Origin of the sequence: Saccharopolyspora griseoalba (assembly GCF_042665275.1) — a bacterium.
In the GTDB taxonomy this organism is placed as follows: Bacteria; Actinomycetota; Actinomycetes; order Mycobacteriales; family Pseudonocardiaceae; genus Saccharopolyspora; species Saccharopolyspora griseoalba.
The window spans coordinates 811026-827532 of sequence record NZ_JBHTCJ010000001.1; the positions used below are offsets into that span (position 1 = coordinate 811026).

Sequence of the window (16507 nt, forward strand, 5' to 3'; positions counted from 1 at the left end):
GTCGCGCGGCTGCCGGCGCAGCACCCGCGGCGAGGGCTCGCACCGCGGGTGCTGCGCCGGTGACGCGACCGCCGAAAGCTCCTAGCCCTCCCGCACGGCTCGGATCGACTCCTTGAGCGAGCCCATGGTGGCCAGCACCGAGGTGGGTTCGTAGCCGCAGTGGGCCATGCAGTTGGCGCAGCGGGCGTCGTTGCCGCGGCCGTAGGCCGACCAGTCGGTGTCCTCCAGCAGTTCGCGGTAGGTCTGCGCGTACCCGTCGTTCATCAGGTAGCAGGGCCGCTGCCAGCCGTAGAGCGAGTACGACGGGATCGCCCAGGCGGTGCAGGCGAAATCGATCTCGCCCTCCAGGAAGTCCAGGAACAGCGGCGAGTGGTTGAACCGCCACCTGCGGCGCCTGCCGTCGGCGAAGACCTTCTTGAACAGCTCCCGCGTCTCGGTCACGCCGAGGAAGTGCTCCTGGTCCGGAGCCTTGTCGTAGGCGTAGGCGGGCGAGAGCATCATCTGGTCGACCTCCAGCTCGTTGTTGAGGAAGTCGAGCACCTCGATGACCGACTGCGGCGTGTCGGTGGTGAAGAACGTCGAGTTGGTGGTGATCCGGAAACCGCGCCGCTGCGCGTCCTTGACGTTGTCCACCGCCTGGGCGAACACGCCCTTCTTGCACACCGAGGCGTCGTGGCGCTCCTCCAGGCCGTCGATGTGCACCGCGAAGGAGAAGTACGGCGAGGGCGTGAGCTTGTCGATCTTGCGGGGCATCAGCAGCGCGTTCGTGCACAGGTAGACGAACTTCTTGCGCTTGACCAGCTCGTCGACCAGCACCTCGATCTGCGGGTGCATCAGCGGTTCGCCGCCGGCGATCGACACCACCGGTGCGCCGCACTCCTCGACGGCCGCCAGCGCCTGCTCGACCGGCATCCGCTGCTTGAGGACGTCGGCGGGGTGCTGGATCTTGCCGCACCCCGCGCACGCCAGATTGCAGGCGAACAACGGCTCCAGTTCGAGGGTGAGCGCGAACTTGTCCCGCCGGGCCAGCTTCTGCTTGAGCAGGTAGCCGCCGACCCGGATGGCCTGGCGCATCGGGATACCCATGGTTAGGCCTCCTCGCGAGTGGTGTGCACTTCCGGCGGGATGTGCCTGCTCCAGCGGCGCAAGCAGCATCCGACGGCGTGCAAGCGGGCCAGCGCGGCCAGGCCGCGCCGCGCCGTGCCGGGCCGCAGCAGCGGGTGGCCGACCGCGTCGACCACGACCCGCACGACGGCCAGCGGCCGCTCCCCCGCCGCCTGGCCGAGCACGCCGGACTCCAGGTCCGCTGCGAGCGCGCCGGTGGCGGCCAGCTCGGCGCGCCGCGAGCCGTGCACGAGCCGGTCGGTGGTGACCACCGGGCCGTGCCGGACCGGGAAGCCGCTCCGGGCGAGCTCCTCGGCCAGCGAGTCCGAGGTGGTGCAGGGCAGCACCTCGGCGCGGGTGCGGACCTCGCTGGCCACGATCACGTCACCGCTGCGCACCTCCGGGGCGAGCCCGCCGGCCAACCCGGCGACCACGAGCACGTCGAAGTCGGCGGCCAGCAGGCGCACCGCGCTGTGCGCGCTGCGCCTCGCCCCGTAGCCGGTGCGGCGCACGGTGGTGTCGCCGCTGAGACCGTCGCGGCGCAACGTCTCCCTGCCGACGGGTTCGCCGAGGTGGGCGGAGCGAAGCGCCCGGGCCTCGACCCGCATCGGCGCGCAGATCAGCGTTCTCGGCATGGTCACTCCTCGTCCCGCAGGTACCGACCGAGGGCGGTGAGCGGGAAGATCAGCCGGTAGAGGTGGTAGTTGAGGTAGAAGTCGCCGGGGAACCCGGTCCCGGTGAACTGCGGTTCGTCCCAACCGCCGTCGCCGCGCTGGGTTCGGGCGAGGTAGGAGATGCCGCGCAGGGCGGCATCGCTGTCGCGGCGACCGGCGGCGAGCAGCGCCAGCAGCGCCCACCCGGTCTGCGAGGCGGTCGAGTCGCCGCGGCCGATCCAGGCCGGATCGTCGTAGGAGCGCAGGTCCTCGCCCCACCCGCCGTCGGGGTTCTGGTGCCGCTCCAGCCAGCGCACCGCGGCCCGCAGCGCCGGGTGCTCCGGGTCCACTCCCGCGCGCAGCAGCGCGGGCACGGCGGCTCCGGTGCCGTAGACGTGGTTGGCGCCCCAGCGACCGAACCAGGACCCGTCGGGCTCCTGGTTGTCCAGCAGCCACCGCACGCCGCGCCGGAGCACCTCGTCGTGGTCGCCCAGGACCGCCAGGGCCTCCACCACGTGCGCGGTGACGTCGGCCGAGGGCGGGTCGATGACCTCGCCGAAGTCGCAGAAGGGCAGCTTGCGCACCAGTCGCCGGGTGTTGTCGGCGTCGAAGGCGCCCCAGCCGCCGTCGGCGGACTGCATGCCGCGCAACCACCGGAGGCCGCGCCGCACCGCGCCGCGGATCTCCTCCGGTTCGTGGTGGTCGACGCGGTTGAGCGCCAGCAGCACCTCCGCGGTGTCGTCGATGTCGGGATACCCGTCGTTCTCGAACTCGAACGCCCAGCCGCCTCCCGCGGGCAGGTCGGGGCGCCGGACGGCCCAGTCGCCCTTGACCCGGATCTCCTCGGCGAGCACGTAGTCCGCGGCCCGGCGCAGCGCCGGGTGATCGCCCGGCACGCCCGCGTCGTGCAGCGCCTGCACGGCCAGCACGGTGTCCCACACCGGCGACTGGCACGCCTCCAGGCGGCGCACCACGCCCTGGTCGGTCTGCTCCCGGATCAGGAAGCCCTCCAGCCCGGCGAGCCCCTTGGCCACCACCGGGTGGTCCATCGGATAGCCCAGCAGGTGCAGCGCCAGGATCGAGTACACCCACGGCGGCTGGATGCCGCCCCAGGAGCCGTCGGCCTCCTGCCGGGCCACGATCCACTCCGCCGCGTGCCGCATCGCGTGCCTTCGCAGGGCGCGCACCGGGCGGCGCTGGTAGCGGTGCAGCGCCTTGTCGAGCAGGTGGAAGCCGTACCCCCAGCTGAGCTCGCGGCGCGGCTCGTCGGCAGGTCTTCCGGTGCGCAGCTCGCGCACCGTGATGCCCAGGTCGCGGCGCGGCTTGAGGGTGCACGCCACGGTCAGCGGCACCACGGTCTGGCGGGCCCAGCAAGCCCAGTCGGAGACGTTGAGCGGGAACCACTTCGGCAGCAGCACGACCTCGGGCGGCATGGCGGGCAGGTCGTTCCAGGACCACTCGCCGAACAGCGCCAGCCAGATGCGGGTGAACACGCGGGTGCGCTCCAGGCCGCCGTTGGCCAGGATCCAGCTGCGGGCCAGCGACATGTGCGGCGCCTCGACGTCGTCGCCGGCGAGCTTGAGCGCGACGTAGGCCTCCGCGGTGGTGGACAGGTCACCGGGCCCGCCGTGGAAGTTCGCCCAAGTGCCGTCGCCTCGCTGCTGGGAGCGGATCCAGCGCGCGGCCTGCTCGGTCTCGGCAGCGGTGCGGATGCCGAGGAACTGGCGCAGCAGCAGGTCCTCGACGTCCATCGTCACGTTGGTCTCCAGCTCGCCCTTCCACCAGCCCTGCGGGCTCTGCAAGGAGAGCAGGTGGTCGCGCGCGGCCAGGGCGGCCGAGCGCGCGTCCGCGCGAGCTGTCCCCTGCGCTGGGATGTCCGCAGTGGACGGATGGACGGCCCGCAGTTCGGTCACAGCTTCCTCCGTACGATGAATTCCGCCAGTTCGCCCAGCGATTCGGTGTTGTCGAGACCGGCAGCGGTGAGCTGCTCGTCGGCGACGGCGAGCCGCCGGCGGCACTCCTTGCGGGTCCAGTCCTCGGATCCGGCGCGGCGCACCATCTCGGCGGCCTCGGCCAGCTGCTCCTCGGTGAGCGCCTCGGGCTGCTCGTAGAGCTCGCGCAACCGCTCGCCCTCAGCGGTCCCGGAAGCCATCGCGTGCACCACCGGCACGGTCTTCTTGCGCGCCCGCAGGTCGGAGAGCACGGGTTTGCCGGTGACCTCGGGCTCGCCCCACAGGCCCAGCAGGTCGTCGACGAGCTGGAAGGCCATGCCGAGCTCGGTGCCGTAGGCGTGCAGCCCGCGCACCGCGTCGCGGCGCGCGCCCAGGCTCAGCGGCCCGATGGAGCAGGCGCAGGCGATCAGCGCGGCGGTCTTGTCGTGCGCCATGCCCAGGCACTCCTGCAGCCCGACGTCGGCGCGGGTCTCGAAGCCCAGGTCGGCCGCCTGCCCGGCGATGAGCACCCGCGTGGTGGCCGACAGCGAGCGGGCCGCGCTCGCGGCGTTCGGCGCACCGGATTCCAGCAGCACGTCCGGGGCCAGCGACAGCAGCGCATCACCCGCCAGCAGCGCGGCGGAGCTGCCGAAGACCGTCCAGGCCGTCGGCCGGTGCCTGCGGGAGGTGTCGCCGTCCATCACGTCGTCGTGCAGCAGCGAGAAGTTGTGCACCAGCTCCACCGCGACGGCCGCGGCCCCGGCGACCTCGCCGGTGCCGTCCACCCGCTCCCCCACCGCGCTGCGGGTCGCCACCAGGACCAGCGCCGGGCGGAGCGCCTTGCCGCCGGCATCGGCGGGCGAGCCGTCGGCGTTGCTCCAGCCGAAGTGGTACTCGGCGACGCGGCGGGTGTCGCGGTCCAACCGCGCCACCGCTGCGCGGAGGGCGGGTTCGACCGACTCGCGCGCGGCCACGAGGGCCTCGGGCAGGACCGTGGTCATGCGGTCACCTCCACACCTCGTCGGGTTCGCTGCTGCCGAACCTCCCGCGCCGCCAGCGCGCCGCTGCGCACCGCGCCCTCGGTGGTGTCCGGCCATCCGGTCGCCGTCCACGCGCCCGCCAGCACCAGCCCGGGCACCTCGGTCGCGGCGGCCGGGCGCAGCGCCGCGGTGCCGGGTGCCTGCCGGAAGGTCGCGCTCGGTTCGCGGGTGACGAAGAAGTCCAGCAGCCGGGCCCTCCGGGCGGCCGGGAACAGCTCGCGGAGCGCCGGTACGAAGTTCTCGCGGATCTCCTCGGTGCGCATCTCGAGCTCCCGGGACGCGGCCGACTGCGACACCGCGAGGTACTGCCCGCGCTCGGCGCCGGCGACGCGGGTGCGGTCGAAGACCCACTGCACGGGCGAGTCCAGCACCGCGGCCAGTTCCAGGTCGGTGACCCGCCGGTCGAAGTGGGCGTGCACGTTGACGATCGGGGCGGCGGAGAGGCCGGCCCAGCGCTCGGCGCCGGCCACCGGCAGGTCGGCCAGCAGCTGCGCGGCGACCGGGTGCGGTGTGGCGACCACCACGTGGTCGGCGGGCAGCGCGGTCTCGCCCGCGGGCTCGCGGATCGGGATCTCGAAGCCCTCTTCGGTGCGCCGGATCGCGCGCGCCTTGCAGCGCAGCCGGATGTCGGCGCCCGCGGCGCGCAGCACCCGCAGCGCCGGTTCCCCGTGCAGCTCGGCCAGCGGCAGCTGCGTGATGCCGATGTCGCAGCTGGCCGCTTCGTCGAGCACCCCGGTGCGGAAGACCTTGGCGGCCAGCGCCATCGAGGCGTTCTCGGGTTCGGCGTTGAGCGCGGCCACGCCCAGCAGCCCCCACAGCGCGTCGACCGAGCGGGGCGTCTCGCCGCGGTCGCGCAGCCACTGCCCGAAGCTGATCTCGTCGAGCGCCGGGTCGGCGGGGTCCAGGCCGCGCATCGCGAGCGCGGTGCGGGCCAGCCGCGCGCGCTCGGCCAGGCCGAGCCTGCGGTAGCCCAGCAGCGCCGGGGCGAGGTGGGCCGGGGCGGGCAGGTTCCAGCGGGTCAGCTCGGCCGGCTTGACGCCGGGGGCCAGCACCGGGACCCGGAAGCGCCGCTGCAGCCGCACGCCGTGCCCGACGCCGAGCCGCTCCAGCAGTCGCAGGTAGCTGGTGTAGCAGCGCAGCAGCACGTGCTGGCCGGTGTCGACGACCAGGTCGCCGCGGGTGAACGAGTAGGTCGCACCGCCCAGCCGGGGTCGGGCCTCCAGCAACCGCACCGAGAAGCCCGCTTCCAGGCAGTCCAGGGCGGCGGTGATACCGGCCAGCCCGCCGCCGACCACCACCACCCGCCCGCCGCTCACGGGGTCAGCCCCGCCAGCGAGCGGGCCGCCACGCTCGCCTTGCGCCAGCCCGGCAGGGAGGTGCGCGAGTCCAGCGCGGCGGTCGGGTTGGACGCGATGCGCACCAGCAGTTCGTGGTAGATCCCGGCCATCGAGGCGCAGCAGGCGCGACTGCGCCGGTCCAGCATCGGCAGCAGCCGGAAGCCCTCGGTGTACCAGCGCTCGGCGCGGGCCGCCTGGAAGCGCACCAGCCGACTCCAGCGGTGCGGATCGGGCACCAGCTCCTCGCCGGGTTCCACCGGCACCTCGAAGTGCGCGAGGTCGTCGGCGGGCAGGTACACGCGGCCGTTGCCGTGGTCCTCGCGGACGTCGCGGAGGATGTTGGTCAGCTGCAGCGCCACGCCGAGCGAATCCGCTCGCACCCTGGCCACGGCCAGGTCGCTGCTGCCGAACACCCCGAGCGAGAGCCGCCCGACCGAGCCGGCCACGCAGCGGCAGTAGTGCAGCAGCTCGTCGAAGGTGGTGTAGGTGGTGCCGCGCACGTCGGCCTCGCAACCGTCGATGAGCTCGTCGAAGGCGTCCAGGGGCACCGGGAGGCGGTTGGCGGCGTCGGCCAGCGCGGCCAGCACCGGGTCGTCGGAGTCGCCGGTGGCCGCGCGGATCGCCTCGCGGCACTGCTTGAGCTCGCGCAGCTTGTCCTCGCGCGGCAGCTCCCCGTCGCCGATGTCGTCGACCCGGCGGGCGAAGGCGTAGACGGCCGACAGCGCGCGCCGCTTCGGCCCGGGCAGCAGCCGGATGCCGTAGGAGAAGTTGCGCGCCTGTTCCCTGGTGATGCGCTCGCACTCCGCGTAGGCGTGGCGGATCCGCGCTGGTTCGGTCACCGCGTACCTCCCAACACGAACAGCCGTCCCCACTCCAGGAAGGTGCGCGCCTTGCCGGGTCGCACCTCCGCTGCCAGCGGGTCGTGGCCCGCCGCGGCGAAGGCGGCGGCGGTGGCCAGGCCACCCGCGACGTAGCCGGCCACGGCCACGCGCGCGGTGCCCCGCAGCTCCCCGACCAGCACGCTGCCGTCGCGCAGCATCCGGCGCGCCCGGTCCACTTCGAACTTCACCAGGCCGCGCAGCGCGGTGCTCGCCCGCGGGGCGAGGAGGTCCTGCTCGGTGACGCCGAACCGGGCCATGTCCTTCTGCGGCAGGTAGATCCGGTCGACCTGCTGGTAGTCCTCGGCGATGTCCTGGCAGTGCTCCAGGACCTGCAACGCGGTGCAGATCCGGTCGGACAGCGCCACCAGTCCGGTCTCGGCGCGGTCGAACACGTGCAGCACCGCCTCGCCGACCGGGTTGGCCGAGCGGGCGCAGTAGTCGCACAGCTCGTCGAAGTCGGCGTAGCGGCGCACGTGCTGGTCCTGCCGGTTGGCTTCGATCAACTTGACCAGCACGTCCTGCGGAATGCCACACTGGCGGGCGGTGACCTGCAGCTGCCGCAGGATCGGGATGCGCGCGGTGCCCCGGTAGGCGCGGTGCAGGTCCTGCTCGAGGAAGCTCAGCAGCGCCTCCCGGTTGCCCGGCGCCTCGTCCCCGGCGTAGTCGACCAGTCGGAAGAAGCCGTAGAGCGCGTGCAGGTGCTGGCGCACACCGCCGGGCAGGATGCGGGCCGCCACCGGGAAGTTCTCCGCGGACATCCGGGACAGCACGGCGGCGCTGCGCGGGAAGTCCCCGGTACGCGCATCACCCCGCTGGTGCTCGGAGTCCTGTCCGGACATCGCGTCGTCCGGCAACGACAAGACCATGGCCCTCCTCCTATCCACCGGCCAGGAGGCGCACCGGCATCGTATGGGCGCCCCAGCCGCACCGCAGGGCGAGGGAGAACCCATCGGATCCGGTTTCTTCGAGCCCGTGTTCGACGGGGCCGAACCCCGGTGACCTCGTCCCGGTTCCATATTGGACATCCGAAGCGCGAGGCTCGCGCAGAATCGCCAGCAGGTGGCCGGATCGAGTGGCCACCCCTGACCACATTGGACCAATCCGGTTACCGACGGCGACTGGAAGCGCCGCCGCCGGGGCGGCCTGGGCGCGATCGGTCAGGGCGTCATCGGGCACCCCCGAGGCCGGCGCCGGACCTGGTGCCGGTGGAACGCTTCCGGGTGGTCCGGACCGGCTCTGCCACGACCGAGGAGAGCGAACAGCAGCTTCACGAGCCCCGCACGCCCAAGCTCGGGGCGCGTGTTCGACTCGGAGCGCTGGCGACGCCGCGCTCGCGGGGTCAAGGTCCCCGGCTCGGCACCACCCGAGGTGCCCGGCGCCGCGACGAGGGGCTCAGCCGTCCAGCTGTTCGATGCGGGCGATCGAGGGCGACTCGGTGCGCCGGAGCTCGGCGGACACCGACTCCGCGTCGCGCAGCACCCGCACGGCGTTGTGCCAGGTCAGCTTGGCCAGGTCGGACTGCGACCAGCCGCGGCGCAGCAGCTCGGCGAGCAGGTTCGGGTACCCGGCGACGTCGGAGAGGTCGGCGGGCACGAAGGCGGTGCCGTCGAAGTCGCCGCCGATGCCGACGTGGTCGATGCCCGCGACCTCGCGCATGTGGTCGAGGTGGTCGGCGACGGTGGCCGCGGTGGCCACCGGTCGCGGGTTGCGCTCCTCGAAGGCCGCCAGCACGGCCTTGGCCTCGGCCGAGGTGTCGAGCTCGCCGAGCCCGCGCTCCACCAGCTCGGCCTGCGCCTCGGCGGCCCAGCGCACCGACTCGGGCAGCACGAACTTGGTCACGAAGGTCGCCATGGCCACCCCGCCGTTGCCGGGCAGCTTCGCCAGCACGTCGTCGGGGACGTTGCGCGGGTGGTCGCAGACCTGGCGCGCCGAGGAGTGCGAGAACAGCACGGGTGCCCGGCTGGCCCCCAGCGCGTCGCGCATGGTGTCGGCCGCGACGTGCGAGAGGTCGACCAGCATGCCGAGGCGGTTCATCTCGCGGACGACCTCGACGCCGAAGGCGGTCAGGCCGCCGTGCTCGGGTTCGTCGGTGGCCGAATCCGCCCACGGCACGTTGTCGTTGTGGGTCAGCGTCAGGTAGCGCACCCCGAGCTCGTGCAGCGCGCGCAGGGTGGCCATCGAGCAGTTGATCGAGTGCCCGCCCTCGGCGCCCATCAGCGAGGCGATCCGCCCGGCGGCGCGGGCGGACTCGACCTCGTCGGCCGTGCCGGCCAGCTGCAACCGCCCGGGGTAGCGCGCGGCCAGGGCCCGCACGCAGTCGATCTGCTCGAGCGTGGCGCTGACCGCGTGGTCGCCCTGCAGGTCGGTGGAGACGTAGACCGACCAGAACTGGCCGCCGACTCCCCCGGCGGCCAGCCGGTCCAGGTCGGTGTGCAGCTCGGCGGACTGGTCGAGGGCGATGTCGCGGCGGTCGAGGTCGTAGCCCACCTGCTGGCGCAGCGCCCAGGGCAGGTCGTTGTGGCCGTCGAGGACCGGCACCTCGGCCAGCAGTTCGCGCGCCCGCACCAGCTCGTCCGCCATCGCACTCTCCCGTTCACCCGGTCGGTTGGCACCGAAGAGCATATCCGCCCGCGCGCGACGGGCGGGACCTGCGCGAGCGGCCCGTGATCAAATCGACGAATCGGGCAATGGGCCGCACTATCGAGACATGGAGCGGATTCCCAGGCAGCACGACGGCGTCGACCTCCCCGCGGCCCTGGCCGAGTACGGCCACCTGGCCGCCCAACTGCCGGGCGCGTCGAGCAGGCGCGCCGAGGAGCTGCGCGACCGGCTGGCCGAACTCGACGTGGTCATCGACGAGCACGTCGCAGCGCTCACCCATTACCACTCCGTTGTGGACAGTTGACGCGACGGGTGCGCAGCACCCGCAGCGCGAGCGCACCGCAGGTCCGGTGCCGATGCCGCGCGGACCGCTCCCCCGCTACGCCCGCTGAGGTAGCCCCGGATCCGCTTCCCGACCGACCTGCCGCGCGCCGGCATCGGCGACACTGCCAGGTATGCGCGCGCTGAGACCGCAGTTGCCCGACATCGCGCTGGCGCTGCTGGTGACCCTCATCGGTATCGGCGGCACCCTCGCGGGCGCCCACCGCTTCGGACCCGACGTGCGCGCCGCCGACCCCGGCGCGCTGGCGCTGGTGATCGCCGCGGGCGCCGCGCTGCTGCTGCGCCGCGCGCTGCCGCTGGCCGTGCTGGGCACCGTCGCGCTCCTGGTCTCGACCTACCTGCTGCTGGGCAACGACTACGGCCCGATCCTGCTGTCCCTGCTGGTCGCGGTGTTCACCGTCGCCAGGCACCGGCCCGCGCGCACCGCTGGCGTCGCCGCGGGCGCCGCGCTGCTCGTGCTGCTGATCCCGACGCTGGTGACCGGCCCGGGCCTGCGCGGGCTGCTGCCCGCCGCGGCCTGGGTGGTGGTGCCCTTCGCGCTGGGCCTGACCGTGCAGGTCCGTCGCGAGGCCGTCGCCCGCCAGCGGGAGGAGGCGCTGCGCAGGCACGTCGACGACGAGCGCCTGCGGATCGCCCAGGAGGTGCACGACGTGGTCGGGCACGGGCTCGCGGCGATCAAGATGCAGGCCGACGTCGCGCTGCACGTGCTGCCCAACAAGCCCGATCAGGCCGAGGTGGCGCTGGAGGCGATCAGCCGCACCAGCAGCGATGCGCTCGACGAGCTGCGCGCCACGCTCGCGGTGCTGCGCACCGGCACCGGCCGGGAGGCCGCTCCGGGCCTGGCGCGGGTCTCCGACCTGGTGCAGCGCACTCGCGAGGCCGGGCTGGAGGTGTCGCTGCGGGTGCGCGGCGAGCAACCCGAACTTCCCACCGCGGTGGACCTGACCGGCTACCGGGTGCTGCAGGAAGCCCTGACCAACGTGCTGCGGCACGGCGAGGGCGGTCGCGGCGAGGTGGCGGTCGACTACGCTGCCGATGCGGTCACCATCGAGGTGAGCAACCCGCACTCCGGGTCCGCCGGCGAGGGCGGGCTCGGCATCCCGGGGATGCGCAGGCGCGTGGAGGCCCTGGGCGGCGAGTTCACCGCCGAGACCACCGCGGGCCGCTTCCGGGTGCGCGCCCGCCTGCCGCTGGAGGACGCGCAGTGACCACCGTGCTGATCGTCGACGACCAGGACCTGGTCCGGATCGGCCTGCGCACGCTCATCGACAGCGAGGACGACCTGGTCTGCGCGGGCGAGGCCGCCGACGGGCTGACCGCGGTCAAGCAGGCCCGGGAGCACCACCCGGACGTGATCCTGATGGACGTGCGGATGTCCGGCGTGGACGGGCTGGAGGCCACCCGCCGGATCACCGCAGACCCGGCCCTGGCCGGGACCAAGGTGCTGGTGCTGACCACCTTCGAGATCGACGAGTACGTCTTCGGCGCGCTGCGCGCCGGGGCCAGCGGTTTCCTGCTCAAGGACGCCAGCCCGGTCGAGCTGCTGCGCGCGATCCGGCTGGTCGCCGAGGGCGAAGCGCTGCTCGCCCCCTCGGCGACCCGCAAGCTGGTGCGCGAGTTCGTCTCGATGGCCCCGCGCAACCGCACGCCGCACCCGCAGCTGGGGAGCTTGACCGACCGCGAGCGCGAGGTGCTGGGCCTGGTCGCCGAGGGGTTGAACAACGAGGAGATCGCCGAGCGCCTGGTGGTCAGCCCGGCGACCGCGCGCACCCACGTCAGCCGCGCGATGGTCAAGCTCGGCGCCCGCGACCGCGCCCAGCTGGTGGTGTTCGCCTACCAGTCGGGTCTGGCGGATTGAGAGCCGTTCGCCGAACCGCGCCGATCCAGGCGCGGGCTCCGCGGGCCGCAGCTGCTCACCGCACGTGGGACGCGATCGAGGCCATCCCGGTTGGCCATGTGGCAGGCGTCGTGGAAGTGCGCCGACCACCGGCCGGGATTCCCGCGGTGCCCAGCAGCAGGCTGCGCCTGCTCACCTCGTCCGACATCCGTCCCGCTTCCCAGGGTGCTGCGCCGCCACGAGCGCGGTTCCCCGAACGGCCTACCGACCCGTCGATGCTACCGAGCGGCGAGGCCACCGGGCCCCACCGCCGAGCGGGCCCGTGCCTGAGCAGCCGCTAGTTGCCGATCGGGACGTACTTGCTCCACGGCGTGGCCGAGACCTTCTTGCCGTCGTCCCACAGCTCGACCCTGATCCGGACCTCGCCGCTCTCCTTGAGGTTGTTGTCGCAGCTGACCGGTCCGCCGGCCGCGGTGTTGGTGTCGCTGCACTCGACGGTCCTGCCGTAGTCGGTCTCGGCGACGGTGGTGACCGACTTGCCGTCCGCGGACAGATCGCGGGCGGTGAGCTCGTCGCCGTGGGCGTGGAAGCAGCCGACGCCGCGCGCTTCGCCGCCGCTGGAGATCCGCTTGCAGATCTTCGCGCCGGGCGCCTGGCTGGTCGTGGAGGTCGGTGGCGGAGCGCTCGACGTCTCGCTGGTGGGCCCGGCCGGAGCGGTCGCGGGCTCCTCGGGGGCCGGCGCCGGGGTCGAGCCGCCCGCCGGGTCGAGCACGGGCGGGGACGGGGGCGCCAGCGGGTCCTGCGGGTCCACCGGCTGCATCTTCTCCGACGTCGGCGCGGCGGTCGGGGTGGGCCGCACGTCGTCCGGCTGCAGCGTGGTCATCGCGACGGCGGCCCCGGCCAGCACCGCCACCGCTCCGACGCCCACCAGCGCCATCGGCCACTTCGACCGCTTGCGCGCGGGATCTCCCGCCCCCAGCGGCAGGGTGCCGCGCAGCGCCTGGCGCGCGGCTCGGGCGAGCTCCCCGGCGCTGCCGTGGCGCTGCGCGGGGTCCTTGGCCATGCCGGTGGCCACGACCTGGTCGAAGGCCTCCGGAACACCGGCGCGCACCTCCGAGGCGCGCGGCGCCTGCCGGTTGACGTGCGCGTAGATCAGGGCCTCGACCGCCTGCTCGCCGAACGGCTTGGTACCGGTCAGGCACTCGTGCAGCAGGCAGGCCAGGGAGTACACGTCCGCGCGGTGGTCGTAGGGCCTGCCGCCGAACCGCTCGGGGGCCATGTAGGAGACGGTGCCGATGGTGGTGCTGCCGGAGGTGCGGTTGGCCGAGTCGCGCAGCGAGGCCGCGATGCCGAAGTCGACCAGGTAGGCGAACCCGCCCTGCCCGATGAGCACGTTGGAGGGCTTGACGTCGCGGTGCACCAGGCCTTCGCGGTGCGCGGCGTCGAGGGCCTGGGCGACCTGCTCGATCACGGCGACCACGTCGGCCGGGCGCATGGCTCCCCGTTCGGCCAGCAGCGCGCCGAGGTCCTGCCCCTCCACCAGCCGCATGTCCAGGTAGAGCCTGCCGTCGATCTCGCCGTAGCCGTGGATCGGGATGACGTGGGGTTCGCTGAGCCGCCCGGCCGCGTGCGCCTCGCGCTTGAAGCGCTCCCGGAACTCCTGGTCGGCGGCGAGGTGCGGGGCGAGCAGCTTGAGCGCGACGATCCGGTCGTGCCGGGTGTCGTAGGCGCGCACGATCTCGCCCATGCCGCCTCGAGCGATCAATCCCTCCACCCGGTAAGGGCCGAACTGCCACTGCACGCTGCGCACTCCTATGCCGACGTTTCGGTCATCCTATTGGGCGAGCTGCCGTTCCTCGCACCCGCGTGCGCGTCGCCGAGCGCGATCGGTGAAGTTTCCGCTACGAAGCGCTGAGCGAGCCTGTCCGGCCCGCACCGGGGGCGCTAGAGAGAAGTCGATCATGTTCCTGGGCGCGGCCACGGGAGGGTTCCGCACATGCCGACCGGTGATGGCACGGACGCACGAAAGATCAAGCGCGGCGCGCGGCCCGAGGGCTGCCCGGTCACCCGCGGCGAGGACGGGGTCTGGCGGGTGCGCGGGCACGCCGCCGCGCGCGCTGCTGCGCAGCACCGAGACCGCGCAGGCCGGGCTGGGCGTGGAGACCGTGGAGAAGATGCCGGCCAAGATCCGGCGCCCGGTGCTCTACCGCGACGGGCCGGAGCACCGCGAGCACCGCAAGCAGACGGCGAAGTACTTCACCCCGCGCAAGGTCGACGAGTCCTACCGCGAGCTCATGCGCAGCGCCTCGGAAGCCCAGCTCGCCCGCATCGACGGGTCCGGCGCCGACCTCTCCGAGCTGAGCTTCGGGCTGGCCGTCGACGTCGCCAGCGCCGTCATCGGGTTGAGGTCCACGCCGGGCCTGGCCCGCAGGCTCGAGCGCTTCTTCCCGGAGGAGTTCGGCGAGCCCGGGTTCACCAGCCTGCACGGTCTGCACTGGGTGTGGCGGCAGGCGGTCAACTACGGCGGGATCTACGTCCTGGACGTGCTGCCCTCGGTGCGCGAGCGACGCCGCCGGCGCCGCGACGACGTGGTCTCGCACCTGCTCGACGAGGGCTGCTCCTCGGCGGAGATCCTCGGCGAGTGCATCACCTTCGCCGCCGCGGGGCATGGTGACCACCCGGGAGTTCATCAACCTGGCCGCCTGGCACCTGTTCACCGACGACGCGCTGCGCGAGCGCTACCTCGCCGCCGAGGAGGCCGACCGGATCGCCGTGCTGCACGAGCTGCTGCGGCTGGAACCCGTCGTGTCGAACCTCAAGCGCCGCACCACCGCCGAGGTGGTCCTGCCCGGCGCCGACGGGCAGCAGATCACCCTCCCGGCGGGCGAGACGGTCGACGTCGAGGTCACCGCCACCAACCTCGACGTCGAGGCGATGGGCGAGCTCCCGCTGTCGATCTGCCCGGGCCGCGAGCTCAACGAGGCCACCGCCCCGGGGATGTCCTTCGGCGACGGCGCGCACCGCTGCCCCGGCAACAACATCGCGATGCTCGAGACCGACGTGTTCCTCACCCGGCTGTTCGCCCTGCCCGGCGTGCGCATGGTCTCCGAGCCCCGGGTGTCGTTCAACGACGCCATCGGCGGCTACGTCCTGCGCGGCCTGGTGGTGGCGACCTAGGTGGTTCGGCCGGGAGCCCCTCCGGCGGAGCGGTTCCCGGTCGAACCGCGGACACCCGCGCCCGCTTCGTCCCCGCTGGCCACATCGCGCCGATCCGGCCCTCACCCGCGTCCTCGCTGCTAGCTTCGCCGCACCGCACCCTTCCCGAGCACGATGAGAGCGCTCTCGCCCGATCGTACGGCGGCAAGATCTTCGTGGCGGGCAAGAACGCCGACGACGTCGACGGCGGCGGCGGCTGGCAGGGCGGGAGCGGCCCGATCACGCCGGGACCACCGTCCTGGAGGGAATCCGGCAGGTCGCCGGGCACCGAGATCGCCTGCGACCGCTACGGCGACGGGATCGACGGCAGCTACCGGGCAGGCATCGCGGTGGTCGGCGAGACGCCCTGCGCCGAGCACGAGGGCGACCGCCCCGAGGGGCTGGGCCTGGACCAGGAGGACCTGGCCGCGCTCGACGCCAGCGGGGTGCCGATGATCGCGGTGACGGGTCCGGGCGTCCGCTGGACATCGCCGAGCAGCTGCCGGACTGGAACGCGCTGCTGGCAGCAGCCCGGCTCCCGGGCACCGAGGGGCGCGGGCGTCGCCGACGTGCTCTTCGGCGACCACAACCCGACCGGACCCTGCCGGTGACCTGGATGAAGTCCTGCGACCAGCAGCCCACCAACGCAGAAGACGGCCAGGAACCCCTGTTCCCGGACGGTTCGGGCTCGACTACGGGTGAGGGCGCCGGGGCGCGCGGCCTTCCGCGCGCCCCGGTTCCCGCCGGGCTCCGGGGTCCTCGCCCTCGGCGAGCCACTGCCGACGGGTGACCGCGTACTCCACGTCGCCGTGCTCGTGCCCGGGGATCGGGCCCTGCGGCCGCTCCTGGAAGAACGTGCGCACGTAGCGCAGACCGGCCTTCTCCATCACCCGCCGGGAACCCCGGTTGACCGCCATCGTCTGCGCCCAGGCGCGCTCGACGCCGCATTCGGCGAACCCCTTGCGCAGCAGCGCGATCGCGCCCTCGGTGGCGTATCCGGCGCCCCACGTCCAGCGGTGCAGGCGGTAGCCGAGCTCGAAGTTCCCCGGTTCGTCGACCGGCTCCGGGTGGAACTTGAACGTTCCGAGGAACCGCCCGCTGCCGCGCTCGGTGGCGGCCCAGTAGCCGTGGCCGCCGAAGCGCTCGTAGCCGGCCACGTACTCGCGGGTCTTGGCCACCGCTTCGTCCCAGGTCACCGCGCGCCCGCCGGTGAGGTAGCGCATCACTTCGGGGTCGGCGCCCAGCCGGTGGACCTCCGGCACGTCGTCCGCGCTGAACTCGCGCAGGACCAGACGCGGCGTTTCCAGGAAGATCCTCGCCATGCCGCCGATATCAGCACACGGCACCTCGTGGGTCACCCGATTTTTTTCCCGCGCGGGGCGTCAGCGCAGGAAGGCGGTGCGGATCTGCAACCAGGCGGCCCTGAGCAGGAGGCGGGTGGTTCCCTCTCGTCCCTCGTCGGATCGCTGCCACCGGATGTTGCGCACGTTGCGAAGACCTCTTCTGCCGACGGGCGGGCGCCCGCCTGGTTCTACAACGCCTGGCGGGACCCCGTTGTCTCGCCAGGCCACACTCCGCCACCCGGG

General features: G+C 73.4%; 16 protein-coding genes. 5 read left to right on the forward strand and 11 right to left on the reverse strand.

Going from position 1 to position 16507, the window contains the following annotated elements; translation table 11 throughout:
- Positions 1-81: 81 nt before the first annotated feature.
- The 8 genes from hpnH to ACFQRI_RS03810 form a co-directional block, all read right to left on the reverse strand.
- Positions 82-1086 carry an adenosyl-hopene transferase HpnH gene (gene hpnH / locus ACFQRI_RS03775; protein ID WP_380664394.1) on the reverse strand — a complete coding sequence of 335 codons (1005 nt, stop codon included), beginning with the start codon at positions 1084-1086 and terminating at the stop codon, positions 82-84.
- 2 nt (positions 1087-1088) lie between these two features.
- Complete coding sequence (locus ACFQRI_RS03780; RefSeq protein WP_380664396.1) at positions 1089-1739, reverse strand: 5'-methylthioadenosine/S-adenosylhomocysteine nucleosidase family protein; 651 nt, start codon at positions 1737-1739, stop codon at positions 1089-1091.
- Between the two features lie 2 nt (positions 1740-1741).
- Complete coding sequence (shc, locus tag ACFQRI_RS03785) at positions 1742-3670, reverse strand: squalene--hopene cyclase (protein ID WP_380664398.1); 1929 nt, start codon at positions 3668-3670, stop codon at positions 1742-1744.
- Complete coding sequence (locus tag ACFQRI_RS03790; RefSeq protein ID WP_380664400.1) at positions 3667-4689, reverse strand: polyprenyl synthetase family protein; 1023 nt, start codon at positions 4687-4689, stop codon at positions 3667-3669. Before ACFQRI_RS03790 ends, shc begins: the two co-directional genes overlap by 4 nt.
- Positions 4686-6044: a hydroxysqualene dehydroxylase HpnE gene (gene hpnE, locus ACFQRI_RS03795; RefSeq protein WP_380664402.1), complete on the reverse strand. Its 1359-nt coding sequence runs from the start codon at positions 6042-6044 to the stop codon at positions 4686-4688. The genes ACFQRI_RS03790 and hpnE overlap by 4 nt, the downstream gene beginning before the upstream one ends.
- Positions 6041-6904, reverse strand: coding sequence for a presqualene diphosphate synthase HpnD (hpnD, locus tag ACFQRI_RS03800; RefSeq protein WP_380664404.1), 864 nt, complete (start codon positions 6902-6904; stop codon positions 6041-6043). Before hpnD ends, hpnE begins: the two co-directional genes overlap by 4 nt.
- Positions 6901-7812, reverse strand: a complete 912-nt coding sequence (gene hpnC / locus ACFQRI_RS03805; protein WP_380664406.1) for a squalene synthase HpnC — start codon at positions 7810-7812, stop codon at positions 6901-6903. Before hpnC ends, hpnD begins: the two co-directional genes overlap by 4 nt.
- Positions 7813-8338: 526 nt before the next feature.
- Positions 8339-9526: a dipeptidase gene (locus tag ACFQRI_RS03810; protein WP_380664408.1), complete on the reverse strand. Its 1188-nt coding sequence runs from the start codon at positions 9524-9526 to the stop codon at positions 8339-8341.
- 127 nt (positions 9527-9653) lie between these two features.
- On the opposite strand from ACFQRI_RS03810, the gene ACFQRI_RS03815 reads away from it, so the two are divergent.
- The 3 genes from ACFQRI_RS03815 to ACFQRI_RS03825 all read left to right on the forward strand — a co-directional run bounded on the left by ACFQRI_RS03815 (position 9654) and on the right by ACFQRI_RS03825 (position 11747).
- Complete coding sequence (locus ACFQRI_RS03815; RefSeq protein ID WP_380664410.1) at positions 9654-9851, forward strand: hypothetical protein; 198 nt, start codon at positions 9654-9656, stop codon at positions 9849-9851.
- A gap of 151 nt (positions 9852-10002) precedes the next feature.
- The gene (locus tag ACFQRI_RS03820) at positions 10003-11097 is read left to right on the forward strand and encodes a sensor histidine kinase (RefSeq protein ID WP_380664412.1); all 1095 of its coding nucleotides are present in this window, start codon (positions 10003-10005) and stop codon (positions 11095-11097) included.
- A complete protein-coding gene (locus tag ACFQRI_RS03825) occupies positions 11094-11747 on the forward strand; it encodes a response regulator (RefSeq protein ID WP_380664414.1) in 654 nt (217 codons plus the stop codon). The genes ACFQRI_RS03820 and ACFQRI_RS03825 overlap by 4 nt, the downstream gene beginning before the upstream one ends.
- 316 nt (positions 11748-12063) lie before the next feature.
- Here ACFQRI_RS03825 and ACFQRI_RS03830 read toward each other — a convergent pair whose 3' ends face one another.
- On the reverse strand, positions 12064-13527 hold the full coding sequence (locus ACFQRI_RS03830) for a serine/threonine protein kinase (protein ID WP_380664416.1): 1464 nt from the start codon (positions 13525-13527) through the stop codon (positions 12064-12066).
- Positions 13528-14007: 480 nt separating this feature from the next.
- Positions 14008-14202 (reverse strand): hypothetical protein, encoded by a 195-nt coding sequence (locus ACFQRI_RS03835; protein WP_380664418.1) that lies wholly within the window; start codon positions 14200-14202, stop codon positions 14008-14010.
- A gap of 191 nt (positions 14203-14393) precedes the next feature.
- On the opposite strand from ACFQRI_RS03835, the gene ACFQRI_RS03840 reads away from it, so the two are divergent.
- Positions 14394-14903: a cytochrome P450 gene (locus ACFQRI_RS03840; RefSeq protein WP_380664420.1), complete on the forward strand. Its 510-nt coding sequence runs from the start codon at positions 14394-14396 to the stop codon at positions 14901-14903.
- A gap of 194 nt (positions 14904-15097) precedes the next feature.
- Positions 15098-15532: a hypothetical protein gene (locus tag ACFQRI_RS03845; protein WP_380664422.1), complete on the forward strand. Its 435-nt coding sequence runs from the start codon at positions 15098-15100 to the stop codon at positions 15530-15532.
- A gap of 81 nt (positions 15533-15613) precedes the next feature.
- Here ACFQRI_RS03845 and ACFQRI_RS03850 read toward each other — a convergent pair whose 3' ends face one another.
- Positions 15614-16243, reverse strand: a complete 630-nt coding sequence (locus ACFQRI_RS03850) for a GNAT family N-acetyltransferase (RefSeq protein ID WP_380664424.1) — start codon at positions 16241-16243, stop codon at positions 15614-15616.
- Between the last annotated feature and the right edge of the window lie 264 nt (positions 16244-16507).

What these genes read in the sequence shown, in the direction of transcription:
- hpnH (WP_380664394.1), bottom strand. Translation starts at nt 1,086, where the DNA reads ATGGGTATCCCGATGCGCCAGGCCATCCGGGTCGGCGGCTACCTGCTC.
- ACFQRI_RS03780 (WP_380664396.1), bottom strand. Translation starts at nt 1,739, where the DNA reads ATGCCGAGAACGCTGATCTGCGCGCCGATGCGGGTCGAGGCCCGGGCG.
- ACFQRI_RS03790 (WP_380664400.1), bottom strand. Translation starts at nt 4,689, where the DNA reads ATGACCACGGTCCTGCCCGAGGCCCTCGTGGCCGCGCGCGAGTCGGTC.
- hpnC (WP_380664406.1), bottom strand. Translation starts at nt 7,812, where the DNA reads ATGGTCTTGTCGTTGCCGGACGACGCGATGTCCGGACAGGACTCCGAG.
- ACFQRI_RS03810 (WP_380664408.1), bottom strand. Translation starts at nt 9,526, where the DNA reads ATGGCGGACGAGCTGGTGCGGGCGCGCGAACTGCTGGCCGAGGTGCCG.
- ACFQRI_RS03815 (WP_380664410.1), top strand. Translation starts at nt 9,654, where the DNA reads ATGGAGCGGATTCCCAGGCAGCACGACGGCGTCGACCTCCCCGCGGCC.
- ACFQRI_RS03820 (WP_380664412.1), top strand. Translation starts at nt 10,003, where the DNA reads ATGCGCGCGCTGAGACCGCAGTTGCCCGACATCGCGCTGGCGCTGCTG.
- ACFQRI_RS03840 (WP_380664420.1), top strand. Translation starts at nt 14,394, where the DNA reads ATGGTGACCACCCGGGAGTTCATCAACCTGGCCGCCTGGCACCTGTTC.
- ACFQRI_RS03850 (WP_380664424.1), bottom strand. Translation starts at nt 16,243, where the DNA reads ATGGCGAGGATCTTCCTGGAAACGCCGCGTCTGGTCCTGCGCGAGTTC.